Genomic DNA, 26957 nt, shown 5'->3' with positions numbered 1-26957 from the left:
ATCTTGCCTAAAAGAGGTGAACGGAAATGAAATGGATACTGATTGCGATGCAAGCTTTCGTTATGATGTTTTGTTTCGTTTATGAAACGAATGTGAAGGCGGAAGGGCCAGTACCAGAAGTGACGAAAAAAGAACCTGAGGTTACAATTTTATTAGAGCGTATGTATGTTGATGGCGAAGTAAGCGAAGAAATACTTACAGAAAAAGTGACGGATTTAGAAAAGTTTTTACAGCAGTATAAAGAATGGCAGCTCGTTGATCGTGATGATGTACAAATTGTATTGCAAAAGAAAGTTGATGATATTTCTCCGTTATTGAAAACGAGCGGGTATTTTGGTGTTTCAGAGGAAGGGATATTACAAATTTTCAAAGGTGTGCCAAAAAATGATAATGCGATCCATTCTTTCTTTCAAATTGATATGAAAAAGCTTGAGAGCTATGAACGTGCGAAATTGAAACGTGGCATTCGTATTAAATCAAAAGAAGGTTTTGTGAAGACGATTGAAAAAATGAAGCAATACGCAGTTCAAAGTAAGAAAAAAAGCAGCTCATGGTGAGCTGCTTTTTTTCTTATTTATTTTTAGCTAAAATTTCTTTTGCGATTTCATCAATTAGCATATCTTTTCCGATTGGATTGAATGCTTTCGTATTGAAGACTTCATTTGATACTTCATATACGTGATTATTTTTAACTGCTTTATTGTCTTTCCAAACGGCACTGTTTTTGTAGTCTTCGTAAACTTTATCAGCTTCGCCGCCGAAGTTTACAACGAACATTTGATCAGGTTGGAATGCAACAAGACCTTCTAGCGATACTTGCGCCATCGTTTGTTTTAAATCTGTGCCTTTTGTTGCTGGAAGTTTTAAGTCGTTAAAGATGATGTCACCGTATCCGAAGCTACCGTATACGCGGAAGTTTTGTGGTGTAACTGCGACGAACATAAAGTTCTCATCTTTTGTTTTCTCTTTAATTTTTTTAGATAGAGAGTCTGCTTTTTTATCGTAGTCTGCAATCCATTTGTCTGCTTTCTTTTCTTCGTCAAATAGTTTACCTACTTCTTTAAACTTACCGCGCCAGTCTTCTAAGTTTGTTTCTAGAACAACTGTAGGTGCAACCTTTTCTAGTTGATCATAAATTTTTAATTGACGGTTGTTTAAAATAATTAAGTCTGGTTTTAAAGCAGTAACAGCTTCTAAATCAACTTTAGGTGCCCAGTACCAACCTACTGCTTTTACTCCATCTAACTTGTCTGTTAAGTGATTTTGGATTTTATCTTTATATGTATTTGCTGTACCAACAGGTTTATGTCCAAGAAGTAATAGTTCTTCTGTTGATCCAGATAAGTCAACAATTCTCTTTGGATTTACTGGAATTGTAGCTTCACCTTTAGCATGTTTTACAACTTTTGTTTTCGGTTGTTCTTTTGCTTTCGATTCTTCTTTTTGAGAAGAACAGCCAACGATAGAAAGAACAACAAGCATAATAGTAAATAAAATAAATAGCTTACGTTTCATCCTGATGTAACCCCTTTAATTAGTATTGATAATCATTATCGACTTCTGTATATTAAGGTGCTTTAACCTTTCTGTCAATGGAAAATAACAGAAGTTTCAAGTGGAGAACATTTGTTGGGGCAGTCTCGCTTTTCTATCATTAAATATGTTAAAATGGAATACATGATTTAAGAGGGAGAGATCGTATTTTGTTTGAATATGTTACAGGTTACGTGGAGTATGTAGGGCCGGAATATGTCGTAATTGATCATAATGGAATTGGTTATCAAATTTTCACACCAAATCCGTATGTATTTCAAAGAAGTAAGCAAGAAATCCGTGTCTATACATATCATTATGTGAGAGAAGATATTATGGCACTTTACGGTTTTAAAACACGTGAAGAGCGTTTATTATTTACAAAGTTGTTAGGCGTGTCTGGCATTGGGCCAAAAGGCGCTCTTGCAATTTTAGCTTCTGGTCAAACAGGACAGGTCGTTCAAGCGATTGAGCATGAAGATGAGAAGTTTTTAGTGAAATTCCCAGGCGTCGGAAAGAAAACAGCACGCCAAATGATTTTAGATTTAAAAGGAAAACTAGCAGATGTCGTACCAGATGCATTTGTTGATTTATTCTCAGACACAGAACGTTTTGATGAGAATAAAGGTTCATCAGCTGAGCTTGATGAGGCACTGGAAGCTCTGCGCGCACTTGGATACGCAGAACGCGAAGTTTCTCGTGTTGTACCAGAGTTATTAAAAGAAGCATTAACGACGGATCAGTATATTAAAAAGGCACTTAGTCTTTTACTAAATGGTAAGAGGTGAGTATAATGGACGAACGTCTCCTTTCAGGGGAATCTGCATATGAAGATGCGGATTTAGAATATTCATTACGGCCACAGACGCTCCGTCAGTATATTGGCCAAGATAAAGCGAAACATAATTTAGAAGTATTTATTGAAGCGGCGAAAATGCGTGAAGAAACGTTAGATCACGTGCTTTTATATGGACCACCAGGTCTTGGTAAAACGACGCTTGCGAATATTATTGCCAATGAGATGGGCGTTAATGTTAGAACAACTTCAGGTCCCGCAATTGAAAGACCAGGAGATTTAGCTGCTGTATTAACAGCGCTTCAGCCAGGTGATGTATTATTTATTGATGAAATTCATCGTTTGCATAGATCAATTGAAGAAGTATTGTATCCTGCGATGGAAGACTTTTGCCTTGATATTGTAATTGGAAAAGGGCCTTCAGCACGTTCTGTACGCCTAGATTTACCGCCATTTACATTAGTTGGAGCAACGACACGTGCTGGAGCATTATCGGCACCGCTTCGTGACCGCTTCGGTGTACTTTCAAGGTTAGAGTACTACACAGTAGATCAGCTTTCTGCGATTGTTGAACGTACAGCAGAAGTATTTGAAGTTGAAATCGATTCGTTAGCTGCATTAGAAATTGCAAGACGTGCTCGTGGTACACCTCGTATTGCGAATCGTCTTTTAAGACGTGTACGTGATTTCGCACAAGTTCGTGGTAATGGAACGGTTACGATGGAAATTACACAAATGGCATTAGAGCTACTGCAAGTAGATAAATTAGGTCTAGATCATATTGATCATAAATTACTGCTTGGTATTATTGAGAAATTCCGTGGCGGTCCAGTTGGATTAGAAACGGTTTCAGCAACAATTGGAGAAGAATCTCATACGATTGAAGATGTGTATGAGCCGTATTTATTACAAATTGGCTTTTTACAACGAACGCCGAGGGGCCGAATTGTAACGCCGCTTGCGTATGAACATTTCGGAATGGAGATACCAAAAGTATGACGGAGATGCCAAAGCTGCTTATTACAGCCGGGATCTTACTCATCGTTGTTGGATTAGCTTGGAAGTTCATTGGAAGGCTTCCAGGCGATATTTTTGTGAAAAAAGGAAACGTTACCTTTTATTTTCCTATCATTACATGTATTGTGTTAAGTATTGTATTATCTTTTATTATGTATATAATAAATCGATTTAAATAAGAAATAGGTGGATATAGCTATGGATATAAATCTGTTTGATTTTCATTTACCAGAAGAACTTATTGCACAAGTCCCGTTAGAAGAGCGTGAAACATCAAGATTAATGGTGTTAGACCGTGAAACAGGTGATATTGAGCATAAACATTTTACGGACATTCTTTCTTACTTACATGAGGGGGATTGCTTAGTTTTAAATGAAACGAAAGTTATGCCTGCTCGTTTGCACGGTGTGAAAGAAGATACAGGCGCGCACATTGAAGTACTTCTTTTAAAACAAGAAGAAGGTGATAAGTGGGAAACGCTTGTAAAGCCAGCGAAACGTGTAAAAGAAGGAACTGTTATCTCTTTTGGCGAAGGGAAATTAAAAGCAACTTGCACAGGAACTGCAGATCAAGGTGGACGTCAGCTTGAATTTTCATATGACGGCATCTTCTATGAAATTTTAGATGAACTTGGGGAAATGCCACTTCCTCCATATATTAAAGAGACGCTAGAAGATCGCGATCGCTATCAAACAGTATATGCGAAAGAAATCGGTTCAGCAGCAGCGCCGACTGCGGGACTTCACTTTACAGAAGAGTTACTTGAGAAGTTAAAGCAAAAAGGCGTTCAGTTAGCATTCATTACACTTCACGTAGGACTTGGAACATTTAGACCAGTTTCTGCAGACACGATTGAAGAACACCATATGCACGCAGAATATTATCATATGTCTGAAGAGACAGCGGCATTATTAAATCGTGTGAAAGAGAATGGTGGACGTATTATTACTGTAGGTACGACATCAACTCGTACGTTAGAAACAATTGCAACAGATCATGAAGGTAAGCTTTGCGCCGCTTCTGGATGGACAGATATTTTCATGTATCCGGGATATGAATTTAAAGCAATTGATGGTTTAATTACAAACTTCCATTTACCGAAATCAACATTAATTATGCTTGTAAGTGCATTTGCAAATAGAGATAATGTACTTCATGCTTATAATGAAGCAGTAAAAGAAAAATATCGTTTCTTTAGCTTCGGTGATGCAATGTTCGTTGCATCTCACGCTAAAATGAGAAACAAATAAAAGGAGTAAGTTATGACAGCAATTCGTTATGAATTTATTAAGACATGTAAACAAACGGGTGCCCGTTTAGGTCGTGTGCATACGCCGCACGGTTCATTTGATACACCAACATTTATGCCAGTTGGTACACTTGCAACAGTTAAGACAATGTCACCAGAAGAATTAAAAGCAATGGATTCTGGCATTATTTTAAGTAATACGTATCATTTATGGCTACGTCCAGGTCATGAAATTATTCGTGAAGCAGGCGGCTTGCATAAATTTATGAACTGGGATCGTGCAATCTTAACAGACTCTGGTGGTTTCCAAGTATTCAGTTTAAGTGACTTCCGTCGTATTGAAGAGGAAGGCGTTCACTTCCGCAATCACTTAAATGGAGATAAATTATTCTTATCACCAGAAAAAGCGATGGAAATCCAAAATGCATTAGGTTCAGATATTATGATGGCATTTGATGAGTGTCCACCATTCCCAGCTACTTTTGAATATATGAAGAAATCTGTAGAGCGTACGAGCCGCTGGGCAGAACGTTGCTTAAAAGCGCATGAACGTCCGCAAGATCAAGGTTTATTCGGTATTGTACAGGGCGGGGAGTACGAAGAGCTTCGTCGTCAAAGTGCGAAAGATCTTGTTTCAATGGACTTCCCTGGTTACGCTGTAGGTGGTTTATCTGTTGGTGAACCGAAAGATATTATGAACCGTGTTCTTGAGTTCACAACACCACTTCTTCCAGATAATAAGCCTCGTTACTTAATGGGTGTAGGTTCTCCTGACTCGTTAATCGATGGCGCAATTCGTGGTATTGATATGTTTGACTGCGTACTTCCAACTCGTATCGCTCGAAATGGTACATGTATGACAAGTGAAGGTCGCCTCGTTGTAAAAAATGCGAAATTCGCAAGGGACTTCGGTCCGCTTGATCCAAACTGTGATTGCTACACATGTAAAAACTACTCTCGTGCGTACATTCGTCACTTAATGAAATGTGATGAAACGTTCGGAATTCGTTTAACGTCTTATCACAACCTTCATTTTCTGTTAAACTTAATGGAGCAGGTGAGACAAGCTATTCGTGAAGACCGTCTTGGCGATTTCCGCGAAGAGTTCTTTGAACAGTATGGCTTTAATAAACCGAATGCTAAAAACTTCTAATACATAATTTAAAAGGAGGAACAAAAGATGAATGCAGGTATGATGAATATCGTTATGATCGTTGCGATGTTTGCGATTTTCTATTTCTTATTAATTCGCCCGCAACAAAAACGTCAAAAAGCAGTTGCTCAAATGCAAAGTGAGTTAGCAAAAGGTGATGCTATCGTAACAATCGGTGGTTTACACGGTACAATCGAATCAGTAGATGAGACGAAAATTGTTATTAAATCTGGTGGTTCACACTTAACGTTCGATCGCAATGCGATTCGTGAAGTTGTGAAAAACTAATTTGGAAGGCCCTGCATGAAATATGCAGGGCCTTTTTTAGTTACTTTGCTTTGACATATTTACACCGAAAATACCACCGAGTGTACTCGCCCCCATTAATGCTAATTGATAAAGTAATTGTGAGTTCGATAAAGTTTGAGAAAAGCCTAAATAGTTAACTAGAAAAACGAGTATAGTGAACGTGAGACCTGTTGTGAGACCTACTAGCCAACCTTTCCCTTGAGCCTTTTTGCCGGCAGTAAATCCAGACATAAGCATAGATAAAAGAGCGAGTATAAAAATAGTAACGGTTAATGTCCCTTCGTTTATATTCGTAAACTTTAATAAAAGAGCCATAATCATACTAGTAATAGATGCGAGAATTAGTAGTGTAATAATACCGAAGCCAATTGCAGTTGATAATTTTTTCGTTCCATCCATTTATGCATTCCCCCTTTTTAATACAAGCATATTTTCCTTTTGTCTAAGTTAGACTAGTTTCTTTTTTATAGGGGAGTCTATACGTAAAAAAGGAGATGTAGAAATGGAATGGATATCAATAATTGGACGGACAATGCTTTTGTATATCATCATCTTAATTATTTTTCGTCTTATGGGTAAACGTGAGATAGGAGAGCTAAGTGTATTAGATTTAGTCGTATTTATTATGCTTGGAGAAATGGCTGTAGTGGCAATTGAAAATACCGATAAATCACTTTGGCATCAATTAGTTCCGATGACTTTTCTTATGTGCATCCAAATTATTTTGTCAGTCATTTCCTTAAAGTATCAACGCTTTCGGCATTTAATAGAAGGTGAGCCGGCTATTCTTGTAAACGCGGGAAAGATTGATGAAAAGAAGATGAGAAAGCAACGTTATAATATAGATGATTTAATGATGCAATTAAGGGAACAAGGAGTTGGAGATATTCGGGATGTAGAATATGCTATTTTGGAACCGTCTGGGAAGTTATCTGTCTTTCAAAAACAAAAAAATAAACAAGATACATTGCAGTTTACGCTTCCTCTTATTATTGATGGAGAAATTCAATCTAGTCATTTACAAATGATTGAACATACAGATGCATGGCTTATTGAGAAATTAAAAAACTTAGGTTATAACGATGTAACACAAATTTTATACTGTAGTTTTCAAAACGGAAAATTTTTTGTTGATGTAAAAGAAGATTAGAGATTTATCCTTTGAAAGAGTAAGAATGATTAGTTTAACTAATAATCAGTGGAGATTACCCCACTGATTAAAGTTTCAACTTATTTCAAAAATGAAAGTTTACGAATGATAGGGAGACGACTTAACTCTTCTTTTCGAATGAGTTTGAAAGTGAAGAGAAGTACGATATAAACAATTGTTGTTAAAGTGATTTCCCATAATGTTTGTATGCCAAGGGCATGAGAGAAAATAATATATTTATGAAGATAAAAACCGAAGGCGCCTGCGATACCGATGGCAAGTCCGCCGAAAATATAGTCTTTTGCGTAAATGGTAAATGTAATCTTTTTTAAAACAGTAGCGTAGTGAAGAAATGTTACTGTTACAATATTTGCTGCAATAGCGAGAGCAACCCCCATCATTTGAAATTCTGGCCTTGATGCTAGTACAAAAATAACGATTAATTTCACGATGGCTCCAATAAATGTATTCATCATTGCAGCTCTTGCTAAGTTTAAAGCTTGCAAAACAGAGGTAAGTGGACTTTGGAAATAATGAAATAAAAAGCAAGGCGCAAGAAGTTGAATGAATGCTGTTGCGCTGTCTGATCCATACATAAGAGTTAAAACAGGAGAAGCGAATACGTATAATATAACGACAGACCATCCGCCGGTAATTAATGAAATTCGAAGTGCTTGTTGTAAACGGTGCTCCACTAATTTATGTTGTCTTTTTGCCATTGCTTCACTAATAGAAGGGACGAGCGCTGTAGAGAGAGCGTATGTAATAAAGGCGGGTAGTGATAGAAGCGGGAATGCATAACCGTTTAATATACCGTATTGCTGGGTTGCAACAGAAGCAGCGACACCAGCGATTGCTAAGCTTTGCATAACGACAATAGGTTCAAAAAAATATGAAACGGAGCCGATTAAACGACTTCCTGTAGTTGGAAGGGCAATATCCATCAGAGAATAAAATGTCCCTTTGCTTTCCTTTACAGTAGTGAAAAATCCAGAGCGTATTGATAAATGTTTTTCTCGCTGAAATAACGTGAGTAAAAATAATAACGATGCAACTTCACCGAGAACAGCTGATAACATAGCGCCGGCTGCAGCGTATTCTATGCCGTAAGGTAAAAATAATTGAATGCATATAGCGATAATGGTAATGCGGACGACTTGTTCTAGAACTTGCGCATAAGCGCTAGGTTTCATGTTTTGTTTCCCTTGAAAATAACCACGCAAAACAGAAGAAACAGCAATAACAGGAACAACGGGCAAAATGGCCATTAATGGATAGTACGTTCTTTCGTCGGTTAATAATGTTTTTGCTAAAATAGGTGTGAGGAACATAATTCCGATTGTTAAAATGATACTAATAACGGATGTAACAGCTAGTGATACGGTTAATATTTTTTTAACTCTTTGTTTATCGTTCACAGCTTCCGCTTCTGCTACAAATTTTGCGATTGCGACAGGAAGACCAATTTGTGTCAATGTAATTGCTAAAATGAATGTAGGAACGGCCATCATATAAAGACCAACGCCTTCTTCTCCCAAAATACGTGCCATTACTATGCGGTTGATAAAGCCGAGTATTTTTGTAATAAAGCCGGCTATCATTAAAATAAATGCGCCTTTTAAAAAGCTTTGTCTCGTCATGTTCTTCTCCTACCTTCTCAAAATCAATGGAATGATTTACAATAATTTATATGCACGTACGAGACAAGAATGACAAGCATTTAAGAGAGTGAAATATGATAGTGCTCTTGAAAGTAGTTATTGCTGTCCATTAGAGCGGGAATAAAAGCGACTTTTCGTGCGAAATAAGAAGGAGATGTTATAGATGTTAGATAGAGAGGCTTTGGTAGAATCATACCGCGGACAGTTACAAGTCGTTTTAGAAAGTAAAGTAGAAGAGTTTCAAATGTTCGGCTACGACAGAGTGACAGATGATGACATTTGGAAGTTTCTTAAAGTGAAAAAGTGGAAGAAGATAGACAGCGATGTTAGATTGTATGAATTAGTTAATGACGTATTAACAGTAAGTGCTAATGAATATATGACATATTTAACTGTTGAAGCATATCAAGCGCCACTTTGGTCATTTGATGAATATGAAAATAAATAACCGACTGCAATTGGTTTGTTCTTCCTTTTGCAGTATAATGATAGGTATTGATAATCAGGAAATAATTATGTCTAAGATCATATATAAAGGAGGTAGTGAAGAGAGAAAACAAATAATGAAAGTGCAGGTATCGTGAAAACGTACCGGCACAGCTAGTGATGAGCTAGCAAAATTATAGAAAGGAAGTCTACTAACTAGACGTATGCACACGTGTAAAAGTGAATCGTAAGAGATTTATTTAAAGTGTTAGTAGCGGAAAGAGGGTACATATGGCAAAGCGTGGTACGAGAATTGCCGCCTTTTTCCTCATCGTTTTATTAATCGGTGGAGTAATTGGTGCGGCAGGAAAAGACATAGCAAAAGGAATTAGTCTAGGACTAGACCTTCGCGGTGGTTTTGAAATTCTGTATGAAGTAAAACCAGCCAAAAAAGGTGACAAAATCGATCGAGACGTACTTGTAAGTACAGTAGGTGCTCTTGAGAATCGTGTCAATGTTCTCGGTGTAAGTGAGCCGAACATTCAAATCGAAGGGCAAGATCGAATTCGTGTACAGCTTGCTGGTGTACAAGATCAGCAAAAAGCACGTGAAATGTTATCAACACAAGCGAAATTAACATTCCGTGATGTAGATGATAATCTTCTTATGGACGGAACGGATTTAAAAGGCGGCGGAGCGAAGCAAACATTTGATGAGCAAGGCCGTGCGAGCGTAGGTCTTACACTAAAGAGCGCTGAAAAATTCCGTGAAGTAACTGAAAAAATTTCAAAAATGCCACCACCAACGAATTTAATGGTAATTTGGCTTGATTTTGAAGAAGGAAAAGATTCGTACAAAGCAGAATCTGCAAAACCGAATCCGAAGTTCTTATCAGCAGCAACAGTAAACCAAGTATTTAACCAAGCTGAAGTATCTATCGTAGGTGGAAACTTCACAGTTGAAAGTGCGAAACAACTTTCATCTTTATTAAATGCAGGTGCACTTCCTGTTGATTTAAAAGAAATGTATTCAACATCTGTTGGAGCGAAATTTGGTCAACAAGCGTTAGAGCAAACGATTTTCGCTAGTGCGATTGGTATCGCTCTTATTTTCTTATTTATGCTTGTATTCTACCGTTTACCAGGACTTGTAGCGGTTATTATGTTAGGTTTATACATTTTCGTTACATTACTTGTCTTTAACTGGATGCATGCAGTTCTTACGTTGCCAGGTATTGCGGCGTTAGTGCTCGGAGTAGGTATCGCAGTTGATGCGAATATTATTACGTACGAGAGACTGAAAGAAGAGTTGAAAATTGGTAAGTCCATGATGTCGGCATTCCGCGCTGGTAATCATCGTTCATTAGCAACAATTCTAGATGCAAACGTTACAACTCTTGCAGCAGCTGGTGTGTTATTCGTTTATGGTAATAGCTCTGTAAAAGGATTCGCAACAAGTTTAATCGTAAGTATTTTAGTTGGTTTTATTACGAACGTATTCGGTACTCGTTTCTTACTAGGTTTACTTGTAAAGAGCCGTTACTTTGATAAAAAACCAGGATATTTTGGTGTGAAACAAAAGGATATTATTCCATTAACAAAAGGGGTAGTACATCCGCCAACGAGATTTGATCGTATTAATTTCGTAAATATCGGTCATAAATTCCTTATCTTCTCGATTGTAGTTGTAATTGCGGGTGCAATTATCTTACCAATTTTCAAATTGAATCTTGGTATTGACTTTGCGAGTGGTACACGTATCGACTTGCAATCAAAACAAGCCGTTACTGTGTCTGATGTTCATAAAGATTTTAAAGAATTGAACATTGATGTGAAGGAAGAAAATATTGTACCGACTGGAGATGACAATAAAGGTTTCGCAGTTCGTACATTAGGTGTTTTATCAAAAGATGAAATTGCGAAAACAAAAACATTCTTCCACGATAAATATGGTACAGATCCAAACGTAAGTACAGTTTCACCGACAATTGGTAAAGAAATTGCACGAAATGCATTTATCGCAGTATTAATTGCTTCTGCGGTTATCATTTTATACGTAAGTATTCGTTTCCGATTTACGTATGCGTTATCTGCAGTGCTTGCATTATTACATGACGCATTCGTTATGATTGTTATGTTTAGTATTTTCCAACTAGAGGTAGACTTAACGTTTATCGCTGCAGTACTAACAATCATCGGTTATTCTATTAATGACTCGATTGTTACATTTGATAGAAACCGTGAATTATACAAACAGAAAAAACGAGTGCGCGATATAAAAGATCTAGAAGAAATCGTAAATGCAAGTATTCGCCAAACGCTTGGTCGCTCGATTAACACCGTATTAACAGTGTTATTCCCAGTAATTGCACTGCTTATCTTCGGTAGTGAGTCACTACGTAACTTCTCGTTTGCGTTACTTGTTGGATTAATTGTAGGTACGTACTCTTCTGTTTTCGTTGCCTCTCAAATTTGGTTAATGCTTGAAAACCGTCGTTTGAAAAAGGGAAAAAACAAGAAGAAGGTTGAGAAAGTAGAATCTGAACCGCAAGTATAGAAAAGATGATGTCTCTTTATGAGGCATCTCTTTTTTCGTTTGTGGATACAATAAGATAGCAACTTTTTAACAGAAAGAAGATGGAAGAAAGTGGTGGTGTTATCGCTGTTTTTGTTAAAATAAAAAGATAGGTTAAGAAAAGAAGGGATTTTAATTATGGAAAAAGATGAACGTTTTAAACAGGCCGAGTTTGGTGCTATTGTCGGGATCGTTGGTAATATTATATTAGCGATTGTAAAGGCGGTAATTGGTTATATTGGGAACAGTAAAGCGTTATTAGCGGATGCCGTGCATTCTGCATCAGATGTAATAGGTTCGCTAGCTGTACTTTTTGGACTGCGAGCGGCAAAGCAGCCACCTGATGAGGATCATCCGTATGGTCATGGTAAAGCGGAATCGATTTCAGCGATTATTGTTGCGGTATTATTATTTATTGTGGGACTTGAAATCGCGATTTCGTCTATAAAAGCTTTTTCGCAAGAACTAGAACCGCCGAAAGGAATTACGATATTTGCTGTTGTTCTTTCAATCGTCGTGAAAGAAGGAATGTTTCAATATAAATTCCGATTAGGGAAAAGAGTAAACAGTGATGCAATTATTGCAAATGCATATGAGCACCGTTCGGATGTATTTTCTTCAATTGCAGCTTTAATCGGTATTTGTGCAGCTATAATCGGTGGTAAGTTTGGTATAGACTGGCTCGTATATGCTGATCCGATTGCAGGATTAGTTGTTTCACTTCTTGTTGTAAAAATGGCATGGAGCATTGGAGCGGAAGCAATTCATGCAACGCTTGACCATGTTCTTCATGAGGAGGATGTTATTCCGCTTAGAGAGGCCGTTCTTCAAGTAGATGGTGTGAAAAAAATTGGTTCTTTATATGCACGGGAGCATGGTCATTATGTTATTGTCGATATTAAAGTGTCTGTAGATCCATACATTACCGTAGAAGAAGGACACCGTATTGGAAAACATGTGAAAGAAATACTTATGAAACAAGATAATGTACAAAATGTATTCGTACATATAAATCCGTATTCTCCAAATTAAACATCATTAACATTTTAGTATATAGATATTGCATCGTAGTTTGCATTATATTGTCACCCCTTAATCTGTCTTGTATAATGAACAGGTTAAGGGGTGATTTCGTGTTACAACCGAAGACGCGTTGGAAAGAAAAAGAATATAATGACGAGCGAGTGAGTGAATTAGCAAGTAAATTACAGTTATCGCCACTTGTCGTTTCATTATTCCTCGGTAGAGGACTAGATACAGAAGATAAGATTTTAGATTTTTTAAATACAGAAAATCAAGAATTTCATGATCCATTTTTATTAGAAGGAATGGATAGAACGGTAGAACGTGTAAATAAGGCGATTCAAAATGGAGAGCAAATATTAATATTTGGTGATTACGATGCGGACGGAGTAAGTAGTACGACGGTTTTATATCTTGCTCTTCAAGAATTAGGTGCAGAAGTAGAATTTTACATTCCAAATCGTTTTACAGAAGGGTATGGACCGAACGAAGAAGCATTTCGTTGGGCGCATAGTGCAGGTTTCTCACTGATTATTACTGTCGACACTGGCATCGCAGCAGTACATGAAGCGAATGTAGCGAAAGAGCTTGGAATAGATCTAATTATTACAGATCACCATGAGCCACCGCCAGAATTGCCAGAAGCGCTTGCGATTATACATCCGAAATTAGAAGGTGGCGTATATCCGTTTCACTATTTAGCTGGTGTAGGTGTTGCGTTTAAAGTTGCGCATGCACTATTAGGCCGTGTACCAGAACATTTATTAGAGATTGCAGTAATCGGTACAGTAGCCGATTTAGTATCACTTCATGGTGAAAATAGGTTGCTAGTGAAACGCGGTTTAAAACATATGCGTATGACGAGAAATATTGGTTTGAAGGCATTGTTTAAAGTTGCTAACGTTTCGCAAAGTGAAATTACAGAAGAGAGTATTGGCTTCTCAATTGCACCTCGTATTAATGCGGTTGGGCGTTTAGAAGATGCTGCGCCGGCTGTACACCTTTTATTATCAGATGATCCAGAGGAAGCGAAAGAGTTGGCCGAAGAAATTGATGAGCTGAACAAACTGCGAAAAGATATTGTAAAGCAAATTACAGAAGAAGCTATCGCTGAAGTTGAAAATAACTTCCCGCCAGAAGAAAACAAAGTATTAGTACTTGCAAAAGAAGGCTGGAACCCAGGGGTAATTGGAATTGTTGCTTCTAAATTAGTTGAACGTTTTTATCGTCCGACGATTGTATTAAGCATCGATCCTATAAAAGAAACAGCAAAAGGCTCAGCACGTAGTATTGCAGGATTTGATTTGTTTGCAAACTTATCAGATTGTAGAGAGTTATTGCCACACTTCGGAGGGCATCCGATGGCAGCGGGAATGACGCTACATATGAATGATGTAGATGAATTACGTCGCCGATTAAATGAACAAGCAGATGCGATTTTAACAGAAGAAGATTTTATTCCAATTACAGCAGTTGATGTTTTTTGCAAAGTAGAGGATGTAACGCTAGCGGCAATTGAAGATATGCAAAAACTAGCCCCGTTTGGTATTGGAAATCCGAAACCACGTATTGCAGTAAAAGATGCAGAGTTAGAAAGCATTCGCGCAATCGGATCAGATGGTTCTCATTTAAAAATGGCTCTTCGTGATGGACAAGCAACACTGGATACAATTGGATTTGGTTTTGGTGCATATGCGAAAGAAATCTCTCCAGTTGCAAAAGTATCTGTAATAGGAGAAGCATCCATCAATGAATGGAATAATTTTAAGAAGCCACAACTAATGGTACAAGATATTGCTGTAGAGGCGTGGCAATTATTTGATTGGCGTAGTATGCGTAATGCAGAAGCAAATTTAGCAGAACTTCCGAAAGAAAAAATAACAATGGTGTATTTTTCTGAAGAGGTATTGAATAAATTTTCTTTAGAGAGCTATAAAGAAAAGCTCATGCATGCTTCAGAAGTAACGCATTTAGATGATCAATATATCGTGTTACTTGATTTACCAAAAGGAACCGATGAATTACGTGAGTTATTTAAGGCAGGATTCCCAGCGCGAATTTATACGCTATTTTATCAAGAGAATAACCACTTATTTAGTACAGTTCCGACGAGAGAACACTTTAAATGGTACTATTCTTTCTTAAGCCAAAAAACACCATTTTCTTTAAGACAATATGGAGAACAACTATGTCGTCATAAAGGTTGGTCAAAAGATACAGTAAATTTTATGACACAGGTGTTTTTTGAGTTAGAATTTGTTACAATAAAAGATGGCGTCATTTTTATGGCAGACAAAAAACAAAAGCGTGATTTAATTGAATCGAACACATATCGTGAGAAAATGAACCACTTACAATTAGAAAAAGAATTGGTTTATAGCACATATCAGCAACTATATACATGGTTTGAAACGATTCGTAATCATAAAGAAGTAGAACAGTTAGGGTAAAGGATTTGTATTTACAAACCTTTTAGATCTGAGGAGGATTCAGAAATATGGATTTCAAGCAACATATCGCAATTGTACCGGATTATCCGAAAGAAGGTATTGTGTTTAAAGACATTACACCTTTAATGAATGACGGTAAAGCATACAAAGCAGCAACAGATGCAATCGTTGAATACGCAAAAGAAAGAGATATCGATGTTGTAGTAGGACCAGAAGCTCGTGGTTTCATTATCGGTTGCCCAGTTTCTTATGCGTTAGAAGTAGGATTTGCGCCAGTTCGTAAATTAGGAAAATTACCACGTGAAGTAATTACAGTTGACTACGGTAAAGAATATGGTAAAGATGTTTTAACAATCCATAAAGATGCAATTAAGCCAGGTCAACGCGTATTAATTACAGATGACCTATTAGCTACAGGTGGAACTATTGAAGCGACAATTAAGCTAGTTGAAGAACTTGGCGGAGTTGTAGCAGGGATTGCATTCTTAGTAGAGCTTACTTACTTAGATGGTCGTAAAATGTTAGATGGTTACGATGTATTAGTATTAGAAAAATACTAATCACTATATAGGTAAAACTACGGTGATAAAAAGTACCCGTGAATCTCTTGGAGAGGAGCGGGTACTTTTGTATAATTGAACAAAAAATCATGGTGAAATGTCAGTAAAATCTTTTCCTTTTCACAATTCACAATCATTGGGTTATAATGATAGAATATAATTTATTCTATTAAATAAAGATAAAGTCAATTTTCAATAAAAGGTGATTCGATGGCAAATGAGCAGGTACTAACAGCTGAACAGGTACTCGAGAAAGCAAGTCAATATTTAGTGGATGAAGATATTGAGCTAGTAGCACGTGCCTATGAATATGCACGCGATGCGCATAGCGAACAATACAGAAAATCGGGTGAACCGTATATTATTCATCCAATTCAAGTTGCAGGTATTTTAGTTGATTTACACATGGATCCAGCTACGGTATCAGCAGGTTTCTTACATGATGTAGTGGAAGATACAGAGATTACGTTAGAAGATATTGAACGGGAATTTAACAAAGAAATTGCTATGCTTGTTGATGGTGTTACGAAGCTTGGGAAGATCAAATATAAATCTCACGAACAACAACAAGCAGAAAACCATCGCAAAATGTTTATTGCAATGGCTCAAGATATTCGAGTTATTTTAATTAAACTAGCTGATCGTCTTCATAACATGCGTACATTGAAACATTTGCCTCAAGAGAAGCAGCGTCGCATAGCGAATGAAACGCTAGAAATCTTTGCACCTTTAGCACATAGACTCGGAATTAGTACTATTAAATGGGAGCTAGAGGATACGTCACTTCGCTATTTAAATCCACAACAATATTATCGTATTGTAAATTTAATGAAGCGTAAACGTGCAGAACGTGAAGAATACTTAGACGAAGTAATGACTGGTATTCGTGAGAAATTAAAAGAAGTTGCAATTCAACCTGAGATCTCTGGAAGACCGAAACATATTTACAGTATTTATCGTAAAATGGCACTGCAAAATAAACAGTTCAATGAAATTTACGATTTATTAGCTGTACGTGTTGTTGTAAATAGTATCAAAGATTGTTATGCAGTGCTTGGAATTATTCATACGTGCTGGAAGCCGATGCCAGGTCGTTTTAAAGATTATATTGCAATGCCAAAAGCAAATCTATATCAATCTCTTCATACGACTGTAATTGGACCGAAAGGTGATCCACTTGAAGTGCAAATTCGTACGAAAGAAATGCACGAAATTGCAGAATTCGGGATCGCGGCACACTGGGCATACAAAGAAGGAAAAACAGCAGAAACAACAGGTACATTAGAGAAGAAACTCACGTGGTTCCGTCAAATATTAGAATGGCAAAATGAAGCTTCTAATGCAGAAGAATTTATGGAGTCATTAAAAATTGATTTATTCTCTGACATGGTATTCGTCTTTACACCGAAAGGCGATGTAATGGAATTACCACTTGGATCGGTTCCAATTGATTTCGCGTATCGTGTCCATTCGGAAATTGGGAATAAAACAATTGGTGCAAAAGTAAACGGGAAAATGGTAACGCTGGATTATAAATTAAAAACCGGCGATATCATTGAAATTTTAACGTCGAAACATTCATATGGCCCAAGTCAAGATTGGGTAAAACTTGCTCAAACATCTCATGCGAAAAATAAAATTCGTCAATTCTTTAAGAAACAACGTAGAGACGAAAATATTGAAAAAGGCCGTGAACTTGTTGAAAAGGAAGTACGTGGTCTAGAGTATGAGATGAAAGAAGTATTAGCGCCTGATAACTTAAAACGCGTCGCTGAGAAATTTAACTTTGCAAATGAAGAAGATATGTTTGCAGCAGTTGGATATAGCGGAATTACAGCTTCGCAAATTGTTACGCGACTAACGGACAAGTTCCGCAAGCAACGCGAAGAAGAAGAAATTGTTGAAGTTAAAGAAGTTCGTAAACCGATGAAAATTCGAAAATGGGATTCTGGTGTAAAGGTAAGCGGTGCTGATAATTTATTAATCCGTTTATCGAAATGCTGTAACCCAGTTCCGGGTGATGATATCGTTGGGTATATTACGAAAGGCCGAGGTGTATCGATTCACCGCCGTGATTGTGTAAATGTTCATACAGAAGAAGCGATAGAACGTTTATTAGAAGTTGAGTGGGAAGGTAGCCCTGAAAAAGAAATAGAGTATAACGTTGATATTGAAATTTCAGGTTACGATCGCCGCGGTTTATTAAATGAAGTACTGCAAGCTGTTACAGAGACGAAAACATACATTTCAGCTGTTTCTGGTAGAAGTGACCGTAATAAGATGGCAACAATTAATATGTCAATCTCGATTCGTAACTTACAACACTTGAAAAAAGTAGTAGAACGCATTAAACGCGTTCCAGAAATTTATGCAGTACGACGCATGATGCATTAATAGGGAGTGTAGAAAGATGAGAGTTGTTTTACAACGATCAAAGAAAGCGTCTGTCACAGTAGACGGTGAGATCGTAGGACAAATTCCGTTCGGTTTAACATTACTAGTTGGCATTACGCACGAAGATACAGAAAAAGATGCAACTTACATTGCGGAAAAAATTGCAAACTTACGTATTTTTGAAGATGAGAGCGGAAAGATGAATCATTCTGTACTTGATGTAGAAGGACAAGTTCTATCTATTTCGCAATTCACATTATACGGAGATTGCCGCAAGGGAAGACGTCCAAACTTTATGGATGCTGCGAAACCTGATTATGCAGAGCGTTTATACGATTTCTTTAATGAAGAAGTTCGTAAACAAGGATTACATGTGGAAACAGGGAAGTTCGGAGCAATGATGGATGTTTCTTTAATCAATGATGGTCCGGTGACCTTAATTGTAGAAAGTAAATAGTGTTGATAAAAAAGAGAGGGTTATATAATCCTCTCTTTTTTATACATTGTTGTATGTTTTGTTCATTTATTTGGAATCAATAGCAGTTTCGTTTATGTATAACTCTTTCATCAATATGGAACAATAAAAAGTAAAACATCCATATTGAATGTGAGGGATATACGTATGCGTATGAATGAAAAAGGGCATTCTGTTACAAATGGTGCAAATCAACTATTTAACGTGAATTTTCATGATTTTATTTCAAAAGAGCAAAACAATACTTCAATGGAGCTTGCTTCCGAGTTTGGGATTTCTCTTCAAGATGTAAAGCGTTTAAAGAAGCAGATTGAACGTTCTTAGAGCACTTGACAATCCTACTTAACAAACGTATAGTAATTTTATATTTACATATGAATATAACCGTTGATAGAGAAGAGTAAATGAGACACACATGGAAAGAGAAGGAATGTCTTAGGCTGAAAACATTTCTGCATGATGACTGATTGAATGACACTCTAGAGGTTTCAACTTGAACGGCATATACGCTTAGTAGGGATGAACGCACATTTAAGCGTTATTAAAAAAGTGGAAGCATACGTGCTTCAATTAGGGTGGCACCACGGGTATAATACTCTCGTCCCTACTGTTTAAACAGTAGAGGCGGGAGTTTTTTTATTTTTATTAAGATTAAAACAATTTGAGGAGGAACTGAATATGTCTATTCAAATCCCACGCGGAACGCAAGATATTCTTCCAGGCACTGTTGAGTTATGGCAGTATATCGAAGGGCAAGCACGCGAAATTTGCCGTCGTTACAATTATAAAGAAATTCGTACACCAATTTTTGAGCACACTGAGCTATTTTTACGCGGTGTTGGTGATACGACAGATATCGTACAAAAAGAAATGTACTCATTCCAAGATCGTGGAGAGCGTAGCTTAACATTACGTCCAGAAGGTACTGCACCTGTTGTACGTTCTTACGTTGAAAATAAAATGTTTGGTGATGCAACACAACCAACGAAATTATACTATATCGGTCAAATGTTCCGTTATGAAAGACCACAAGCAGGTCGCTATCGTCAATTCGTACAATTCGGTATCGAAGCAATCGGCAGTAATGACCCTGCAATTGATGCAGAAGTAATTGCACTTGCTGTTGAATTTTACCGCGGCATGGGCTTAAAAAATATTAAAGTTGTATTAAACAGTTTAGGTGACGCAGCGAGCCGTCAAGCACACCGTGATGCATTAATCGCACACTTTGAGCCACGTATCGGCGAATTCTGTTCTGACTGTCAATCTCGCTTAGAAAAGAATCCACTTCGAATTTTAGACTGTAAGAAGGACCGTAACCATGAATTAATGGGAACAGCACCATCTATTACAGAATACTTAAACGAAGATTCAGCAATATACTACGACAAAGTTCAAGAACTATTAACGATGATGGATGTTCCGTTTGAAAAAGATCCGAACTTAGTGCGTGGTTTAGACTACTACCAACACACTGTTTTTGAAATTATGAGTGAGGCAGAAGGTTTCGGTGCGATCACTACATTAAGCGGTGGTGGCCGTTATAACGGACTTGTACAAGAAATCGGTGGACCAGAAATGCCAGGTATCGGTTTTGCAATGAGTATTGAACGTTTAATTATGGCGCTAAAAGCTGAAAACATTGAATTACCAATTGAACATAGTATTGATTGTTACGTTGTAGCGCTTGGAGAAAAAGCAAAAGACCATGCTGCAAAAGTTGCGTTTGATCTTCGTAAAGCTGGGTTATCAGTTGAAAAAGATTATTTAGATCGCAAAATGAAAGCACAATTTAAATCAGCAGATCGTCTAAAAGCGAAATTTGTAGCTGTATTAGGGGAAGATGAGCTAGATAAAGGCATCATTAACTTAAAAGATATGGCAACAGGCGAACAAGAAGAAGTAGCATTAGATGTATTTGCTTCATACGTAGCAGAGAAATTAATATAGGGGGAACTTACAGTGGCTGAAAGAACGCATGCATGTGGAAAAGTAACAGTAGAAGCAGTTGGACAAACAGTTCAATTAAAAGGTTGGGTACAAAAACGCCGTGATTTAGGTGGATTAATCTTTATCGACTTACGTGACCGTACAGGTATCGTACAAGTTGTATTTAACCCAGAAACATCAAAAGAAGCGCTAGAAGTAGCAGAAACAATTCGTAGCGAATACGTATTACACGTGGAAGGTACAGTTGTTGAGCGTGGTGAAGGCGCAATTAATGACAATATGGCAACTGGTCGTATTGAAGTACAAGCAACGAAGGTAAACGTATTAAATGCAGCGAAAACAACGCCAATCATTATTGCTGATGATACAGATGCATCAGAAGATGTGCGTTTAAAATATCGTTATTTAGACTTACGTCGTCCTGTAATGTTCAACACATTCAAAATGCGTCACGACGTAACAAAAACAATTCGTAACTTCTTAGACACAGAAGAGTTCTTAGAAGTGGAAACACCAATTTTAACGAAGAGCACGCCAGAAGGAGCTCGTGATTATTTAGTACCAAGTCGTGTACATGATGGTGAATTCTATGCATTACCACAATCTCCACAGCTATTTAAACAGCTTCTTATGGTCGGTGGATTTGAACGTTACTATCAAGTAGCACGCTGTTTCCGTGACGAAGATTTACGTGCAGACCGTCAACCAGAATTTACGCAAATCGATATTGAAGCTTCATTCTTAACACAAGATGAAATTTTAGATATGATGGAGCGCATGATGACGAAAGTTATGAAGGATGCAAAAGGTGTAGAAGTAAGTGCACCATTCCCTCGTATGAAATATGCTGATGCAATGGCTCGTTACGGTTCTGATAAGCCAGATACACGCTTTGAAATGGAACTAACAGACCTATCTGAATTTGCAGCAGGTTGTGGTTTTAAAGTATTTACAAGTGCTGTAGAAAGCGGCGGACAAGTAAAAGCAATTAATGCAAAAGGTGCTGCGAGCAAATACTCTCGTAAAGACATTGATGCATTAACTGAATTCGTAAAAGTATACGGTGCAAAAGGTTTAGCTTGGCTTAAAGTGGAAGAAGACGGTTTAAAAGGACCAATCGCGAAATTCTTCGGTGAAGAAGATGCAAACGTGTTAATGACTACACTAGAAGCTACTGCTGGCGACTTATTACTATTCGTAGCAGATAAGAAGAGCGTTGTTGCAGACAGCTTAGGTGCACTTCGTTTACGTCTAGGTAAAGAGCTTGAGTTAATTGATGAAAGTAAATTTAACTTCCTATGGGTAACGGATTGGCCACTTCTTGAGTACGATGAAGATGCAGATCGTTACTTCGCAGCTCACCACCCATTCACAATGCCATTCCGTGAAGATGTTGAGCTATTAGAAACAGCACCAGAAAAAGCACGTGCACAAGCATATGACCTTGTATTAAACGGTTATGAGCTTGGTGGTGGATCACTGCGTATTTACGAGCGTGACGTACAAGAAAAAATGTTCAAAGCGCTTGGATTCTCACAAGAAGAAGCACAAGAGCAATTCGGATTCTTATTAGAAGCATTCGAATACGGTACACCACCACACGGCGGTATTGCATTAGGTTTAGACCGTCTTGTTATGTTACTTGCAGGTCGTACGAACCTTCGTGATACAATTGCATTCCCGAAAACAGCAAGCGCAAGCTGCTTATTAACAGAAGCTCCAAGCCCAGTTGCAGAAGCACAGCTTGAAGAGTTAAACTTAAAATTAAGCTTAAAAGAAGAGAAGTAAGAATAAAGTCTAGATGGTTATACTAATACCATCTAGACTTTTTTTGAGAGGTTGTTTAAAAAGTCCGGTTTAGATAACTGTCGCATCTCATCGTTGCTTCGCCAGTCCGGTGCTCGAGTAGTATTTTTCTACACTGCGCTCCTCCTGGCTTCAGCGCCTCGATCTGCTTGGTTCTCTAAATCCTCCTTTTTAAACGTGTATTGAAAGGAAGTTTAAAAAGTCCGGTTTAGATAACTGTCGCATCTCATCGTTGCTTCGCCAGTCCGGTGCTCGAGTAGTATTTTTCTACACTGCGCTCCTCCTGGCTTCAGCGCCTCGATCTGCTCGGTTCTCTAAATCCTCCTTTTTAAACGTGTATTTAGGAAGAAATGAAATTCTGGTCTATGTTTTCATTTTCGAAATATGTATTTTTAGGAATTCTATAACTTTTTCTATACAAATAGTCGGAAAAACGCTAGAATACATGGTAGACCATTTTTGTAATAGGAGTGTAGAGCTGAATGTTACATCAATTTTCACGTAATGAATTAGCCTTCGGTAAAGAAGGACTTGAAATATTAAAAAATAGTACAGTCGGTATTTTAGGAATTGGCGGCGTAGGCTCTTTTGCAGCTGAAGCGTTAGCACGTTCTGGCGTTGGACGTCTTGTATTAGTTGATAAAGACGTTGTAGATATTACAAACGTAAACCGTCAAATTCACGCTTTAGTATCTACTGTAGGACGTTCAAAAGTAGAATTAATGAAAGAGCGTATCGCAGACATTAACCCAGAGTGTGAAGTAATTGGACTTGAAATGTTTTATACAGATGAAACATATGAAGAGTTCTTTAAGCACGGTTTGGATTTCGTAGTGGATGCATCTGATACGATTACGTTCAAAATTCATTTAATTAAACAATGTTTACGTCGTAAAATTAAAATTATCTCCAGTATGGGTGCAGCAAATAAAATGGACCCAACTCGTTTCCGTATTGCGGACATCTCTAAAACACATACAGATCCAATTGCGAAAGTCATTCGTACGAAGCTTCGTAAAGAGGGGATTAAAAAAGGTGTAAAAGTTGTCTTCTCTGACGAAAACCCAATCGTAATTCGTGAAGAGGTACGTAAAGAAATTGTACCAGACGAAAATGCAAAAATTCGTAAGGCGAAATTACCGCCTTCATCAAATGCATTCGTACCATCTGTGGCAGGCTTAATTATGGCAAGTCACGTTGTACGTGAACGTATTAAAAATGTAGAAGTGAAACGTGTAGGGCAAGAATAAAAGAAAAGCATATATCCATTTTGGATATATGCTTTTTTTTATGTATTAAAGAAATATGGATATTTGCATTACTACTAGTTCAAATGTAAGTAACGCTAGTAAGTAATGATCATATTTATCTGATGTATAGGCGGACGTCTTTTTTAAACTGTTAATGGTGAAAAGAGCCAAAGTTAGGACGAGAAGGCCAAGAGTTATTTTGAAGATTATTAATGAAATAGCAACCATCCCCCTTTAAAGGTATATGTTTATAATAACATTTTAGTAAAAAATATCTAATCCGTTTTAGGAGTTTCCTTGTATGACAAGGAGGAATGTTATTGTCAATCTTTGTCGTTAAATCGATATCCTTTATTGAATCGTTGATATATTGCAAGTTGTGATAGATATATTCGAAAAATCGTTAATATAATTTCATTTACCGACATGTATATATATGATTTACCGAAAACAAACAAGGATGTCACTCAGTTAAAAAAGTGACATCCCTGTTTTTAATTCTCAGCAGAATAAATAATATCTAAATTCCCGTTTTGATCGGTTTTGAAAATCGGGGCAATTTGCTCTTCTTGCTCTTCGACTGAAACAAGTTTTCGAGCACGATCCATAATTCGAACAAGCATCGCGTAATCTTCTTCGATTGCTTGTTGTTTTTTTGTGAGTACCGCTAATTTCGTTTCAAGTTCATGATTCGTTTTTTGCAGAGAAGTGAGCTGAGCTTGTAATACATCATTTTCAGTTTGCAACTTTGCGAGTGAAGGGTTATTATGCTCCAAGTTTTGCAAAAATGAGATGACATTTTGCATCGTAAGTTCTTGTTTACTTGGCGTAATATCTTCAGAAAACTCAGCATCGATTACGAGTTGTTTCGTTTTCGTGAACTGATTTTTTTCTATTTTAGCTTCAGAGCGCTTTAATTCTTTACGTTGTTTCTTCGCAAGCTGCACAGCATCTTCGTAATTCGGTCTTACTTCAGCATTCCATCTAAAGCCGCAAGCTGCTGAAGTCCGGTTCAACGTATCGCCGACTTCATCAAATGCTTTTATTTGTGTACTTCCACTGCGAATATGTCGTAAAACAGTTTCTGCTAAAAGGAGATCATCTTCTTTTGTCCATGCATCTTGACGTGTTTTCATAAGCGAAGCCTCCATAATGGTGACGTTTTCGTTTATGTTACCCTTTATTTTTCGTTTTATTCGAAGTTTGTAATCTTTCATAAACAGTAGAAAGTGCTTGCTCAAATTTCCCTGTCGTTTTCGGTTTATAATATTGCTTGTTTTTTATTTTATCAGGTAAGTATTGTTGCCTTACCCAGCCGTTTGGATGGTCGTGTGGATATAAATATCCAATGCCTCTTCCAAGCGATTCTGCGCCTTTGTAATGACTATCTTTTAAATGGCTTGGAATGTCACCTGTTTGACCGTTGCGTAAATCGTGTAATGCAGCATCAAGTGCTTTATAAGCTGAATTTGATTTTGGTGATAAGCATAGCTCGATAACGGCATTTGCAAGTGGGATGCGTGCTTCTGGGAATCCAACTCGTTCAGCTGATTCAATTGCAGCTAGTGTACGTGGTCCAGCTTGTGGGCTAGCAAGTCCAATATCTTCATAAGCCATAATAAGAAGGCGTCTGCCAATACTTTGTAAATCACCTGCTTCAATAAGGCGTGCTAAATAATGGAGCGCTGCATTTACATCACTTCCGCGCACTGATTTTTGAAATGCTGATAATACGTCATAATGAGCATCGCCGCCTTTGTCGTGAACGAAGCTCTTCTTTTGTAAGCATTCTTCTGCAATCTCGAGTGTGATTTCAGCCGCTTGATCGTCTGTAGTAAAGCTAGATAATACAGCAAGCTCAAGTGCGTTATAAGCGGAACGCATATCACCACCAGAGGCGTTTGCAAAGTGATGTAGTGCTTCATCTGTTACCGTTACAGCATATTCTCCAAGGCCTTTTTCTTTATCTTCTAAAGCTCTTTTTAACCCAATTAAAATATCATCTTCTGTTAGTGCGTGTAATTCGAAAATTTGACACCTGCTTCGAATAGCGGAGTTTATTGCATGGAATGGATTACTTGTCGTTGCGCCAATTAAAGTAAGAAGTCCGCTTTCTAAGTGAGGTAATAGAAAGTCTTGCTTTGCTTTATCTAGACGGTGAACTTCATCTAAAATTAAAACGAGGTGTCGATGCATCTTCGCTTCTTGTACGACAACTTCCATATCTTTTTTATTGTGAGTAACAGCATTCAATAGACGAAACGGGGTACCGGTACTTCCAGCAATTGCACTGGCAATGGATGTTTTTCCTGTACCTGGAGGACCGTATAAAATCATAGATTGAAAATGATTGGCTTGGACCATTCGCCATAAAATCTTTCCTTCACCAACTAAATGTTGTTGCCCAATAATTTCTTGAATATTTGTAGGGCGCATTCGATGTGCGAGTGGTTGTTTCATTTGGACCGTCTCCCTTAATATATAATCTCGTTCTATCGTATCATTTTTTTCTACGAAATTTGAAATAGGATGCTGTTTTATGGGAAAAATAAAGGATAATATTTTCATTTTTCTTTCAATTGTAATAATTCCCGAGTTTTTCAATGTGATTTTATGTTATCATTTTGATACACAAGTTGAAATTTCTTATAATACTATATTATGCTATAATTTCATAGGATTTTAAATTGTGTTCTTTTTATAAATAAGATATAACCAATAGAAGTGAAAATTTGAAAAGAGGTGCAAAATAGATGAAAATTTCAACGAAAGGCCGCTATGGCTTAACAATTATGATTGATCTTGCAAAAAAGTTTGGTGAAGGTCCGATTTCATTAAAATCAATTGCGCAGGCACATGACTTATCCGAGCATTACTTAGAGCAATTAATTTCACCACTTCGTAACGCTCGTCTTGTAAAGAGTACGCGCGGGGCATATGGCGGATATGTATTATCTGATCAACCGGCTAACATTACAGCTGGGGATGTAATCCGTGTATTAGAGGGACCGATTAGTGTTGTAGAAATGATAGAAGAAGAAGAGCCAGCGCAGCGCCAGTTATGGATGCGTGTTCGTGATGCGGTGCAAGAAGTGTTAGATAGTACAACGTTAGAAGATTTAGTACGTTATGAGGAAGAAAATCACGGGGGCTATATGTTTTACATTTAATTCCTTGTGA

Annotated in this window: 25 protein-coding genes and 1 other annotated feature; of the genes, 20 read left to right on the top strand and 5 right to left on the bottom strand. The window is 37.5% G+C overall.

Annotated features, from left to right (window positions below; genetic code table 11):
• The first annotated feature begins 26 nt into the window (after positions 1–26).
• Complete coding sequence (locus BHV55_RS22160) at positions 27–557, top strand: BofC C-terminal domain-containing protein (RefSeq protein ID WP_000871174.1); 531 nt, start codon at positions 27–29, stop codon at positions 555–557.
• Positions 558–570: 13 nt separating this feature from the next.
• Here BHV55_RS22160 and BHV55_RS22155 read toward each other — a convergent pair whose 3' ends face one another.
• On the bottom strand, positions 571–1515 hold the full coding sequence (locus BHV55_RS22155; RefSeq protein WP_048567729.1) for an iron-hydroxamate ABC transporter substrate-binding protein: 945 nt from the start codon (positions 1513–1515) through the stop codon (positions 571–573).
• 188 nt (positions 1516–1703) lie between these two features.
• On the opposite strand from BHV55_RS22155, the gene ruvA reads away from it, so the two are divergent.
• From ruvA to yajC, 6 genes are read left to right on the top strand one after another with little or no spacing between them, the layout of a single operon-like run.
• Positions 1704–2321, top strand: coding sequence for a Holliday junction DNA helicase RuvA (gene ruvA, locus BHV55_RS22150; protein WP_000464513.1), 618 nt, complete (start codon positions 1704–1706; stop codon positions 2319–2321).
• Positions 2322–2326: 5 nt separating this feature from the next.
• A complete protein-coding gene (gene ruvB / locus BHV55_RS22145) occupies positions 2327–3328 on the top strand; it encodes a Holliday junction branch migration DNA helicase RuvB (RefSeq protein ID WP_000344449.1) in 1002 nt (333 codons plus the stop codon).
• Complete coding sequence (locus tag BHV55_RS22140; RefSeq protein WP_000138162.1) at positions 3325–3525, top strand: DUF2905 domain-containing protein; 201 nt, start codon at positions 3325–3327, stop codon at positions 3523–3525. Before ruvB ends, BHV55_RS22140 begins: the two co-directional genes overlap by 4 nt.
• A 19-nt stretch (positions 3526–3544) precedes the next feature.
• Positions 3545–4597, top strand: a complete 1053-nt coding sequence (queA, locus tag BHV55_RS22135) for a tRNA preQ1(34) S-adenosylmethionine ribosyltransferase-isomerase QueA (protein WP_000354034.1) — start codon at positions 3545–3547, stop codon at positions 4595–4597.
• Between the two features lie 12 nt (positions 4598–4609).
• Positions 4610–5749: a tRNA guanosine(34) transglycosylase Tgt gene (gene tgt / locus BHV55_RS22130; RefSeq protein ID WP_000125365.1), complete on the top strand. Its 1140-nt coding sequence runs from the start codon at positions 4610–4612 to the stop codon at positions 5747–5749.
• A 27-nt stretch (positions 5750–5776) separates the two neighbouring features.
• Entirely contained in the window at positions 5777–6037 is a 261-nt protein-coding gene (gene yajC / locus BHV55_RS22125; RefSeq protein WP_000991115.1) for a preprotein translocase subunit YajC, read from the top strand.
• A 36-nt stretch (positions 6038–6073) separates the two neighbouring features.
• Here the strand turns inward: yajC and BHV55_RS22120 are convergent, their stop codons facing one another.
• Entirely contained in the window at positions 6074–6457 is a 384-nt protein-coding gene (locus BHV55_RS22120; RefSeq protein ID WP_000349131.1) for a TIGR04086 family membrane protein, read from the bottom strand.
• A 103-nt stretch (positions 6458–6560) separates the two neighbouring features.
• Here BHV55_RS22120 and BHV55_RS22115 point away from each other — a divergent pair, with 103 nt between their 5' ends.
• Positions 6561–7208, top strand: coding sequence for a DUF421 domain-containing protein (locus tag BHV55_RS22115; RefSeq protein WP_000454817.1), 648 nt, complete (start codon positions 6561–6563; stop codon positions 7206–7208).
• Positions 7209–7288: 80 nt separating this feature from the next.
• Here the strand turns inward: BHV55_RS22115 and spoVB are convergent, their stop codons facing one another.
• Positions 7289–8848 (bottom strand): stage V sporulation protein B, encoded by a 1560-nt coding sequence (spoVB, locus tag BHV55_RS22110; protein WP_000198300.1) that lies wholly within the window; start codon positions 8846–8848, stop codon positions 7289–7291.
• Positions 8849–9032: 184 nt separating this feature from the next.
• Between spoVB and BHV55_RS22105 the strand changes: the two genes are divergently transcribed.
• From BHV55_RS22105 to BHV55_RS22055, 11 genes are all read left to right on the top strand, one after another.
• Entirely contained in the window at positions 9033–9317 is a 285-nt protein-coding gene (locus BHV55_RS22105; protein WP_000886978.1) for a post-transcriptional regulator, read from the top strand.
• A gap of 269 nt (positions 9318–9586) precedes the next feature.
• Positions 9587–11851 (top strand): protein translocase subunit SecDF, encoded by a 2265-nt coding sequence (secDF, locus tag BHV55_RS22100; protein ID WP_001119066.1) that lies wholly within the window; start codon positions 9587–9589, stop codon positions 11849–11851.
• A 156-nt stretch (positions 11852–12007) separates the two neighbouring features.
• The gene (locus tag BHV55_RS22095) at positions 12008–12901 is read left to right on the top strand and encodes a cation diffusion facilitator family transporter (RefSeq protein ID WP_000409741.1); all 894 of its coding nucleotides are present in this window, start codon (positions 12008–12010) and stop codon (positions 12899–12901) included.
• 101 nt (positions 12902–13002) lie between these two features.
• Positions 13003–15342 carry a single-stranded-DNA-specific exonuclease RecJ gene (recJ, locus tag BHV55_RS22090; RefSeq protein WP_000941238.1) on the top strand — a complete coding sequence of 780 codons (2340 nt, stop codon included), beginning with the start codon at positions 13003–13005 and terminating at the stop codon, positions 15340–15342.
• A 47-nt stretch (positions 15343–15389) separates the two neighbouring features.
• Positions 15390–15902 carry an adenine phosphoribosyltransferase gene (locus BHV55_RS22085; protein WP_000346215.1) on the top strand — a complete coding sequence of 171 codons (513 nt, stop codon included), beginning with the start codon at positions 15390–15392 and terminating at the stop codon, positions 15900–15902.
• A 210-nt stretch (positions 15903–16112) separates the two neighbouring features.
• Positions 16113–18296, top strand: coding sequence for a GTP diphosphokinase (gene relA / locus BHV55_RS22080; RefSeq protein ID WP_001262811.1), 2184 nt, complete (start codon positions 16113–16115; stop codon positions 18294–18296).
• Between the two features lie 16 nt (positions 18297–18312).
• The gene (locus BHV55_RS22075) at positions 18313–18753 is read left to right on the top strand and encodes a D-tyrosyl-tRNA(Tyr) deacylase (RefSeq protein WP_001266965.1); all 441 of its coding nucleotides are present in this window, start codon (positions 18313–18315) and stop codon (positions 18751–18753) included.
• 165 nt (positions 18754–18918) lie between these two features.
• Positions 18919–19095 carry a hypothetical protein gene (locus tag BHV55_RS22070; RefSeq protein ID WP_001242605.1) on the top strand — a complete coding sequence of 59 codons (177 nt, stop codon included), beginning with the start codon at positions 18919–18921 and terminating at the stop codon, positions 19093–19095.
• A 54-nt stretch (positions 19096–19149) separates the two neighbouring features.
• Positions 19150–19380 (top strand) — a binding site (T-box leader).
• 69 nt (positions 19381–19449) lie between these two features.
• Positions 19450–20721, top strand: coding sequence for a histidine--tRNA ligase (hisS, locus tag BHV55_RS22065; protein WP_070756964.1), 1272 nt, complete (start codon positions 19450–19452; stop codon positions 20719–20721).
• Positions 20722–20733: 12 nt separating this feature from the next.
• Positions 20734–22509 carry an aspartate--tRNA ligase gene (aspS, locus tag BHV55_RS22060; RefSeq protein WP_000840901.1) on the top strand — a complete coding sequence of 592 codons (1776 nt, stop codon included), beginning with the start codon at positions 20734–20736 and terminating at the stop codon, positions 22507–22509.
• A gap of 500 nt (positions 22510–23009) precedes the next feature.
• Positions 23010–23777: a tRNA threonylcarbamoyladenosine dehydratase gene (locus BHV55_RS22055; protein WP_000903177.1), complete on the top strand. Its 768-nt coding sequence runs from the start codon at positions 23010–23012 to the stop codon at positions 23775–23777.
• 494 nt (positions 23778–24271) lie between these two features.
• Here the strand turns inward: BHV55_RS22055 and BHV55_RS22050 are convergent, their stop codons facing one another.
• Together BHV55_RS22050 and BHV55_RS22045 are read right to left on the bottom strand one after the other, a co-directional pair.
• Positions 24272–24913, bottom strand: a complete 642-nt coding sequence (locus BHV55_RS22050) for an RsfA family transcriptional regulator (protein WP_000857722.1) — start codon at positions 24911–24913, stop codon at positions 24272–24274.
• A 37-nt stretch (positions 24914–24950) separates the two neighbouring features.
• Positions 24951–26237 (bottom strand): replication-associated recombination protein A, encoded by a 1287-nt coding sequence (locus BHV55_RS22045; RefSeq protein WP_000812919.1) that lies wholly within the window; start codon positions 26235–26237, stop codon positions 24951–24953.
• A gap of 293 nt (positions 26238–26530) precedes the next feature.
• On the opposite strand from BHV55_RS22045, the gene cymR reads away from it, so the two are divergent.
• Positions 26531–26947 (top strand): cysteine metabolism transcriptional regulator CymR, encoded by a 417-nt coding sequence (gene cymR / locus BHV55_RS22040; RefSeq protein WP_000704116.1) that lies wholly within the window; start codon positions 26531–26533, stop codon positions 26945–26947.
• Positions 26948–26957: the final 10 nt, after the last annotated feature.

It is taken from the genome of Bacillus sp. RZ2MS9 (assembly GCF_001816185.2).
In the GTDB taxonomy this organism is placed as follows: Bacteria; Bacillota; Bacilli; order Bacillales; family Bacillaceae_G; genus Bacillus_A; species Bacillus_A cereus.
Note: the sequence above shows the minus strand (reverse complement) of the source record. Positions and strands in the feature narration are given on the sequence as shown.

Coding starts and splice junctions, on each gene's coding strand:
- BHV55_RS22115 (WP_000454817.1), top strand. CDS start 6,561: ATGGAATGGATATCAATAATTGGACGGACAATGCTTTTGTATATCATC.
- BHV55_RS22105 (WP_000886978.1), top strand. CDS start 9,033: ATGTTAGATAGAGAGGCTTTGGTAGAATCATACCGCGGACAGTTACAA.
- BHV55_RS22085 (WP_000346215.1), top strand. CDS start 15,390: ATGGATTTCAAGCAACATATCGCAATTGTACCGGATTATCCGAAAGAA.
- BHV55_RS22045 (WP_000812919.1), bottom strand. CDS start 26,237: ATGAAACAACCACTCGCACATCGAATGCGCCCTACAAATATTCAAGAA.
- BHV55_RS22095 (WP_000409741.1), top strand. CDS start 12,008: ATGGAAAAAGATGAACGTTTTAAACAGGCCGAGTTTGGTGCTATTGTC.
- spoVB (WP_000198300.1), bottom strand. CDS start 8,848: ATGACGAGACAAAGCTTTTTAAAAGGCGCATTTATTTTAATGATAGCC.
- hisS (WP_070756964.1), top strand. CDS start 19,450: ATGTCTATTCAAATCCCACGCGGAACGCAAGATATTCTTCCAGGCACT.
- queA (WP_000354034.1), top strand. CDS start 3,545: ATGGATATAAATCTGTTTGATTTTCATTTACCAGAAGAACTTATTGCA.
- yajC (WP_000991115.1), top strand. CDS start 5,777: ATGAATGCAGGTATGATGAATATCGTTATGATCGTTGCGATGTTTGCG.
- relA (WP_001262811.1), top strand. CDS start 16,113: ATGGCAAATGAGCAGGTACTAACAGCTGAACAGGTACTCGAGAAAGCA.
- BHV55_RS22140 (WP_000138162.1), top strand. CDS start 3,325: ATGACGGAGATGCCAAAGCTGCTTATTACAGCCGGGATCTTACTCATC.
- secDF (WP_001119066.1), top strand. CDS start 9,587: ATGGCAAAGCGTGGTACGAGAATTGCCGCCTTTTTCCTCATCGTTTTA.
- ruvB (WP_000344449.1), top strand. CDS start 2,327: ATGGACGAACGTCTCCTTTCAGGGGAATCTGCATATGAAGATGCGGAT.
- BHV55_RS22075 (WP_001266965.1), top strand. CDS start 18,313: ATGAGAGTTGTTTTACAACGATCAAAGAAAGCGTCTGTCACAGTAGAC.
- tgt (WP_000125365.1), top strand. CDS start 4,610: ATGACAGCAATTCGTTATGAATTTATTAAGACATGTAAACAAACGGGT.
- BHV55_RS22050 (WP_000857722.1), bottom strand. CDS start 24,913: ATGAAAACACGTCAAGATGCATGGACAAAAGAAGATGATCTCCTTTTA.
- BHV55_RS22055 (WP_000903177.1), top strand. CDS start 23,010: ATGTTACATCAATTTTCACGTAATGAATTAGCCTTCGGTAAAGAAGGA.
- BHV55_RS22160 (WP_000871174.1), top strand. CDS start 27: ATGAAATGGATACTGATTGCGATGCAAGCTTTCGTTATGATGTTTTGT.
- BHV55_RS22120 (WP_000349131.1), bottom strand. CDS start 6,457: ATGGATGGAACGAAAAAATTATCAACTGCAATTGGCTTCGGTATTATT.
- cymR (WP_000704116.1), top strand. CDS start 26,531: ATGAAAATTTCAACGAAAGGCCGCTATGGCTTAACAATTATGATTGAT.
- BHV55_RS22070 (WP_001242605.1), top strand. CDS start 18,919: ATGCGTATGAATGAAAAAGGGCATTCTGTTACAAATGGTGCAAATCAA.
- BHV55_RS22155 (WP_048567729.1), bottom strand. CDS start 1,515: ATGAAACGTAAGCTATTTATTTTATTTACTATTATGCTTGTTGTTCTT.